The organism is Arsenophonus endosymbiont of Apis mellifera, assembly GCF_903968575.1.
Classification (GTDB): Bacteria; Pseudomonadota; Gammaproteobacteria; order Enterobacterales; family Enterobacteriaceae; genus Arsenophonus; species Arsenophonus apicola.
The window spans coordinates 119,078-126,873 of the sequence record NZ_CAJCFU010000037.1 but is presented as its reverse complement, the minus strand read 5'-3'; the positions used below and the strand labels follow the sequence as shown (position 1 = coordinate 126,873).

The following is a 7,796-nucleotide window of genomic DNA, read 5'->3' as shown; positions in this document are numbered from 1 at the left end:
TGCATCAGGCTTGCGCCCATTGTGCAATATTCCCCACTGCTGCCTCCCGTAGGAGTCTGGGCCGTGTCTCAGTCCCAGTGTGGCTGATCATCCTCTCAGACCAGCTAGAGATCGTCGCCTAGGTGAGCCTTTACCCCACCTACTAGCTAATCTCATATGGGTTCATCCGAAGGTGTGAGGCCTAATGGTCCCCCACTTTGCTCCTTAGAGATTATGCGGTATTAGCCACCGTTTCCAGTGGTTATCCCCCGCCTTCGGCCAGATCCCCATACCTTACTCACCCGTCCGCCGCTCGCCGGCAAGAAAGCAAGCTTTCTCCCGCTGCCGCTCGACTTGCATGTGTTAGGCCTGCCGCCAGCGTTCAATCTGAGCCATGATCAAACTCTTCAATTAAAAGTTTGATGCTCAAAGAATGTTTTACTGGCCGTAACGCTTCTTTTTGCCACTTTGTCGACGTTTTAACGCCTTCGCTGTGGCCCAAAATCACGTTACTGCTTATTAGTTCATATATGAATTAACTGTTTTGTCACTCTTCAAGACTTAATCTTCAAATAGTTTTTGATGATGTCTTGCGAGTGCCCACACAGATTGTCTGATTAATTGTTAAAGAGCGTGCGACCCAGGTCGCGAGGTGGCGTATATTACGCTTTTCACCTGTAAAGTCAAGTAGTTATTTCTACTTTTCTTTACCCTAAGTCGATAAAATCCTCTTTAATTGATTCGTTCTATCCTGACTCAGTGGGGGCGCATTATAGGGAGTTTTACGCGGCAGGCAAGCAATAATTTGTAAACTTTAGCTGTTTGCTCTTTTTTTCGACAAAAACAATTTATTTATGCTTTAGCTAGCTCTAAATTTAAATTTTAAATTTATTGATAAGAATTATTTAGAAACAATTACCTAGCACAAAGCTATATAAGCAATGATTCATTAGATATCTGTTAGTGCTATAATTTTCTAAAATAAATAAAAGATAATCTATTTTAAAATCTGATTTATTTCTGTTTACCTTATTTTTTAGGTTATTAAATGTTAAAAACAACACAAAATATGTTTGGACTACCAGTCATAGCCGCAATGGCCTTTTTTATGCAGAGCCTAGATGCAACTATTTTAAATACTGCATTGCCTGATATAGCTAAAAGTCTTAATCATTCTCCTTTAGCAATGCAATCTGCTGTAATAAGTTATACATTAACTGTTGCTCTCCTTATTCCTATCAGTGGATGGTTAGCAGATCGTTTTGGTACAAGAAAAATTTTTATCTTTGCAGTTAGTCTATTTTCTTTAGGATCCTTCTTATCTGCAATGTCATTATCATTAGAATTTTTGGTTTTTTCTCGCATCATTCAAGGAATAGGCGGTGCAATGATGATGCCTGTTGCACGTCTAGCATTATTGCGAGCTTATCCACGCAGTGAATTACTACCTATTTTAAATTTTGTTACTATTCCTGGATTAGTTGGGCCTATATTAGGACCTTTACTGGGTGGTTTTTTAGTAACTTATACCAGTTGGCATTGGATATTTATTATTAATATTCCTATTGGTTTATTAGGTATTTTATATGCACTAAAACATATGCCTGATTTTAAAATGCCTAAACGCTGCTTTGATACCACAGGATTTATTCTTTTTGGTACAGGGATTGTGATGCTAACAGTGAGTTTAGATTTTTTTAATAACAAAAAATTAACCAATTATGCACCATTAATTCTAATTATGGGCGGCATTTTTTTACTTTTTCTTTATGTATTGCACGCAAAAAAAATCTCTTATTCGATTATTCCATTAAGTTTATTTAGTACAAGAACATTTTCTATCGGCATAGCTGGTAACATTATGACCCGTTTAGGTACAGGCTGTATTCCGTTTTTAATGCCGTTAATGTTACAAGTAGGATTTGGACACCCAGCGGTTACAGCTGGTTTAATGATGGCTCCAATGGCGATAGGCTCTATATCGGCAAAATCTGTTGTGACAAAAATATTAACTAACTATGGCTATAAAAAAACACTTTTTACAATAACATTTATTATTGGTTTAATTATTACTCAATTTTCATTGCAGTAACCTAATATGCCAATTTATGTTTTGATAATTCCTTTATTTTTACTGGGTGCAGTAATGTCTACCCAATTTACAGCTATGAATACACTTACTCTAGCAGATTTAACTGAAAGCAATGCCAGTTCTGGTAATAGTATGTTAGCTGTAACCCAACAACTTGCTATCAGTTTTGGTATTGCGAGTAGTGCCGCAATTTTACACTTTTTTGAGTCGCTGCCTTATGGTGATCACATTGATAATTTTCATTATACATTTATTACTATAGGTCTAATTACGCTATCTTCTTCATTTATTTTCCTTCTGTTACAGCAAGAAGATGGACAAAATTTAATTAATAAAAAAGATCCTCAACAGTAAATATTTCGCGTAAATAGAACAAACCTAAAATAAATTAGGTTTATTTTTTTTTAATGAATTTACTAAAATTCAATAAATTAATTTGCAATAATTTTTTTAGACAGGAGAAGAGTATATGCAATTAGCTGAACGCATCGCTCAATTGAGCAACTACCTAGAAACTGGTTTATATGAACGGCAGCATACTATTCGCCTTTGTTTATTAGCCGCATTATCGGGAGAAAGTGTTTTTCTACTAGGTCCACCTGGTATTGCTAAAAGTATGATAGCCAGGCGGATAAAACAAGCCTTTAAAACAGTTAATTCATTTGAATATCTAATGACTCGTTTTTCAACGCCAGAAGAAATTTTCGGCCCACTTTCTATTCAAGCATTAAAAGAAGAAGGACGTTATCAGCGTTTAACGACAGGCTATTTACCTAATGCCGAAATTATCTTCCTTGACGAGATCTGGAAAGCCGGCCCTGCTATATTAAATACGCTGTTAACGGCAATTAACGAAAAAAAATTTAGAAATGGCTTTCAAGAAGAAAGTATTCCAATGCGATTACTTATCACCGCTTCTAATGAACTGCCAGAATCAGATAGTAGTCTTGAAGCTTTATATGATCGTATGCTTATTCGTTTATGTCTAAATAAAGTTCATAAAAAACAGAACTTTAGGGCATTATTAAATAGCCAAAAAGAAGAGAGTGTAAATATTGTTCCCAAACAACTTCAAATAAGTAATGAAGAATACGAAGAGTGGCAAGTAGAAATTAGCCAAATAAAACTACCGGATAATTGCTTTGAAATAATTTATCAATTAAGGCAACAAATTGATAATTTAGTTCCATCACCTTATATTTCTGATCGTCGTTGGAAAAAAGCTATCCATTTACTTCAAGCTAGTGCTTTTTTTAATGGGCGAGATGCAATATCACCTTTAGATATTATTTTATTTAAAGATTGCCTTTGGCATGATTTGCAATCCTTACAGCTATTAACACAATTAATTACTACGTTATTAATAGAAGAAGGTTGGCAACAACAAGCTATCACTAAGAAAATAGATGATCTTCATAATGAATGGCAGCAATCAACCCAAATTAATAATAATAAAACCGCTTTTAAATTAAAGAAAAAAAATCGTCTATTCAATCGCATTCCACATTATTCTGTATCCAAGCAAATTAATGAAAAAAACATAACATTATTTTTACATACCCCGCTTGTTTTACATAATATAAAAGTTATTTCAATTACATTAGATAAAAATTCAATCAACGATACATTAAATAAAGGAAAAATTTCTACTCGACTTAATGGTATTGGTTATCCTCAATTAATTTCAGCGCAAGTTAATAGCAAAAATCAATTGCAAGTGCTGGATGCAAGTAGAAAATCATCAACACTTTATTTAAACGAAAAAATAGATGAAAATAAATTAGATAAAAAATGGCTGGAAAAGCTCGAACAACTTAATTATTTAATTCAACAACAAAAATCTTTATTTAGTCATCATCAACCTTGTTTTTTTATTGAAAATCATTGGCTAGCAACTATTGAGCAAAGCTTTTTAACTCTAACAGAAAAATTATCTCAATTAAGAACGCAGATGATGAGCAAATAATCTATGTTAAATATCACAACGATTGATATGTTACTCTCCATTAATGAAATGGAGCTAATAGAAGAAATTGTTTTAACATTGCTTGCCACACCTCAATTAGTCCTTTTTTTCGAAAAGTATCCTAATCTTAAGCCTGTATTATTAAAAGATCTTTTAGCATGGAAAAAAAATTTATATCGTCAATTACAAGAGACCCTGTTACCAATTAAATTAACCGAAGAATTTACACTTTATCAGCAAAATTTAGCTATTGATGCAATAAAGTTTTTTGGCAATCTTCCGGTAACTATTAATAAACTAACGGACATAGACTCTACTTTTGTGCAAGAAGCCAATTATTTACAGGAAAGAATATCTCATGATCCCGCTGGACAATCGCTATTTATTCAACGCTGGCGTCTTAACCTTATTATTGAAGTGACAACTTTTAATAAACTGTTATTAGAGCAGGAAAAAGAACAATTATTGGCTGAATTAGAGCAACGATTGAAATTAACCGGAAATTTGACAGAAATTTTTAATCAAGATAATCAGTCTGCTGGTAAATTATGGGATATTAATAAAGGAGTTTTAACGCAATCTTCTAATAATATTCAATTGTTAATTCAGTATAGTCATTTTTTACAACAACAAGCTGAATTAGAAAAATTAGCCGAACTTTTAGGTAGAAGTAATCCGTTGAAATCTCAACAAAAAAAGCAGCAAATAATAGAGTCAAAAATCTTATTGGAAAAAATACCTGACCAAATACCAGAGCAAATTAGTGGTATAAATCACGGTAATGATATTTTACGTCTTTTACCCAGTGAATTAGCTATGCTTGGATTAGAAGAACTTGAATTTGAATTTTATCGCAAATTAGTCGAAAAACAGTTACTTACATACCGGTTACAAGGCGATAATTGGCAGCAACGCAAGATATTACATCCATCTATCAAGCATGAAGAAAAGCAACAACTAAAAGGGCCATTCATTGTATGTATTGACACTTCAGGTTCAATGGGAAAATTTAATGAGCATTGTGCTAAAGCTTTTTGTCTTGCTTTAATGAAAATAGCCATGCGTGACAACCGTCAGTGTCACATTATTCTATTTTCCATGGAAGTTATTCATTACGATTTATTAAACAATGATGGATTAGAGCAATTAATACAATTTCTTAATCAAACATTTAGTGGAGGAACCGATTTAGCTGCTTGTTTAAACAAATGCGTAGAAAAAATGCAACAACGGCAATGGAAAGATACAGATGTCGTTGTAATTTCAGATTTTATTGCTCAACGACTACCTGATAATTTAGTAAAAAAAATAAAAATTCAACAAGCTAATCAACAACATTTTCATGCTGTTACATTATCTAAATATGGAAAACCCGGTATCCTAAACATTTTCGATTACATCTGGCATTTTGATACCGGGCTAAAAAGTCGATTAACACGCTATTGGAAATAATTACAGCATATCCGCAATAACTGCATGACTTTCCGGTGACCATACACTACATTGAACTTGCCCAATATGCTTTTTCTGCAGTAATAACATTACTAAACGAGATTGTCCAATACCGCCACCTATTGTTTGTGGCATTTGACCTTTTATCAATGCTTGATGCCATTCAAAAGACATTCTATCTTCATCACCTGTGATTGCTAATTGGTATGTAAGCGCATCTGTATCAACACGGATCCCCATTGAAGAAATTTCAAATGCATCCTGTAAAATAGGGTTCCAAACAATAATATCACCATTTAAACCGGCATAACCCTCACCGTTAGGTGTTGTCCAATCATCATAATCAGGAGCACGTACATCGTGAGCAAGGCCATGCGATAATTTGCCACCAATACCAATAAGAAAAACTGCACCTAATTCTTTAGCTATTTCACGTTCTCTTCCTTTAGCATCAAGATCAGGATAGCGTTGTAATAGTTCTTCACTATGAATAAAATGAATTTGCTCAGGTAAGAACGGATCTAAATCAAATTCTGTGCTAACTGCTTTTTCTGTTTCCTTGATTGCTTGATAAATTTTCATTACCGTCTGTTTTAAATAATCAAGAGAGCGCTCATCTTTAAGCATTACTTTTTCCCAATCCCACTGATCTACAAATACAGAATGAATCGGTGTCAGACGATCTTCATCTGGACGCAATGCTTTCATATGGGTATAAAGCCCTTGTCCAGGTTTAAAATCAAAACGACCTAACGTCTTACGTTTCCATTTAGCCAATGAGTGTACAACTTCAAAAACAGAATCTGGCATCGATTTTACTTTAACTTGCACTGCTTTTTCACGACCAGAAAGGTTATCCTGAACCCCATCACCGAGACGACTTAAGATAGGTGCTTGAACTTCAATTAAAGCTAACTCTTTTTCTAATAAACGTGAAAAATATGATTTAACAAAACTAATTTGTTGTTGTTTTTCGATGAATGACTTTTCCATTTTCTTACCCCATAATCTGTAGCATTATTTGCTTTGTTATACAGATTAAGCAATAAATCAGGCTATAAATTCAATATACTTAATAAAAAAAAGTCATTATGATTTATAATATTTAAAATATATCCTTTAAAAATAGATAATCGTTAAAAATGGTGTTTTAAAATGGCTGAAAATTATCAGATCGATAATCTGGATCGTGACATACTTAATGAACTAATGAGAAATGCACGGATCCCTTACGCTGAAATGGCTAAAAAATTTGCGGTAAGTCCTGGTACGATACATGTCCGAGTCGAAAAAATGAAACAAGCAGGGATTATTGTAGGAACGCGGGTAGATATTAGTGTTAAGCAATTAGGTTTTGATGTCTGTTGCTTTATTGGCATTATTTTGAAAAGCGCAAAAGATTACCATACGGCCCTGAAAAAACTTGATGAATTAGACGAAGTGGTCGAAGTCTACTACACAACCGGACAATATAGTATATTTATTAAGGTAATGTGTCGATCCATTGATGAGTTACAAGACGTTCTTATTAATAAGATACAGACAATAGATGAGATCCAATCTACTGAAACTTTGATCTCTTTACAAAATCCAATAATGCGTACTATCAATCCATAAAAAATATAATAACCATATTATCCACAGGTAGATCCCAGCTCATTCACAGCATACAATAGCTATTGTTTTAAAAAATGAGGTTCATAATGACAAAAGTAACGTTGATAACAGGTAGCACTATGGGCAGCGCCGAATATGTTGCTGAGCATGTCGCTGAAATATTGGAAAAATATGGTTTCGACACTGAAATAACATACGGTCCATCCTTAAAAGAGCTACCAATAAAAGGTATTTGGTTAATAGTATGCTCTACCCATGGAGCAGGTGAACTACCTGAAAATATACAACCTCTAGCAAAAGAGATCAGCGAAGAAAAACCAGATCTTAGCCAGATTAATTATGGTGCGATTGGAATAGGCAGCAAGGAATATGATACTTTTTGTGGAGCCATCCATATATTAGATCTACTACTAAAGGATCATCATGCAAAACGCGTAGGTGAACTATTAGAGATTGATATTCTAGAATATGACGTGCCGGAAGAAGCCGCAGAAATTTGGATCGAAAAGTGGAAAAATAATATTACAGATTTGAATAAATAAAACTTAAACAAAATGTGGATAACTTTGCGAAAAAGTAGGGAATAACCCGTAGTTATCCAGAGTATAAGCTTGAATGCCAGTAATGCCTGTGTATAACTAGCTATATTAATCCCAGCTTATACGGCATAGGATCACCTATCATTCACAG

At 34.0% G+C, this 7,796-nt stretch carries 5 protein-coding genes, 1 rRNA gene and 1 pseudogene; 5 read left to right on the top strand and 2 right to left on the bottom strand.

What is annotated here, in order from left to right; translation table 11 throughout:
- A 16S ribosomal RNA gene (locus H1X92_RS05005) occupies positions 1-393 on the bottom strand; the annotation flags it as partial.
- Positions 394-1,027: 634 nt separating this feature from the next.
- Between H1X92_RS05005 and mdtD the strand changes: the two are divergent.
- The 3 genes and pseudogenes from mdtD (at position 1,028) to viaA (ending at position 5,489) form a co-directional block, all read left to right on the top strand.
- Positions 1,028-2,425: pseudogene (gene mdtD, locus H1X92_RS05000) on the top strand (multidrug transporter subunit MdtD).
- Positions 2,426-2,540: 115 nt separating this feature from the next.
- Positions 2,541-4,037: an ATPase RavA gene (ravA, locus tag H1X92_RS04995; RefSeq protein ID WP_180559120.1), complete on the top strand. Its 1,497-nt coding sequence runs from the start codon at positions 2,541-2,543 to the stop codon at positions 4,035-4,037.
- Positions 4,038-4,040: 3 nt separating this feature from the next.
- Entirely contained in the window at positions 4,041-5,489 is a 1,449-nt protein-coding gene (viaA, locus tag H1X92_RS04990) for an ATPase RavA stimulator ViaA (protein ID WP_180559119.1), read from the top strand.
- Here viaA and asnA read toward each other — a convergent pair whose 3' ends face one another.
- Entirely contained in the window at positions 5,490-6,482 is a 993-nt protein-coding gene (gene asnA, locus H1X92_RS04985) for an aspartate--ammonia ligase (RefSeq protein ID WP_180559118.1), read from the bottom strand.
- A 162-nt stretch (positions 6,483-6,644) separates the two neighbouring features.
- Here asnA and asnC point away from each other — a divergent pair, with 162 nt between their 5' ends.
- Together asnC and mioC are read left to right on the top strand one after the other, a co-directional pair.
- The gene (gene asnC / locus H1X92_RS04980; protein WP_180559117.1) at positions 6,645-7,106 is read left to right on the top strand and encodes a transcriptional regulator AsnC; all 462 of its coding nucleotides are present in this window, start codon (positions 6,645-6,647) and stop codon (positions 7,104-7,106) included.
- 86 nt (positions 7,107-7,192) lie between these two features.
- Positions 7,193-7,648 carry an FMN-binding protein MioC gene (mioC, locus tag H1X92_RS04975; protein ID WP_180559116.1) on the top strand — a complete coding sequence of 152 codons (456 nt, stop codon included), beginning with the start codon at positions 7,193-7,195 and terminating at the stop codon, positions 7,646-7,648.
- The last annotated feature ends 148 nt before the right edge of the window (positions 7,649-7,796 follow it).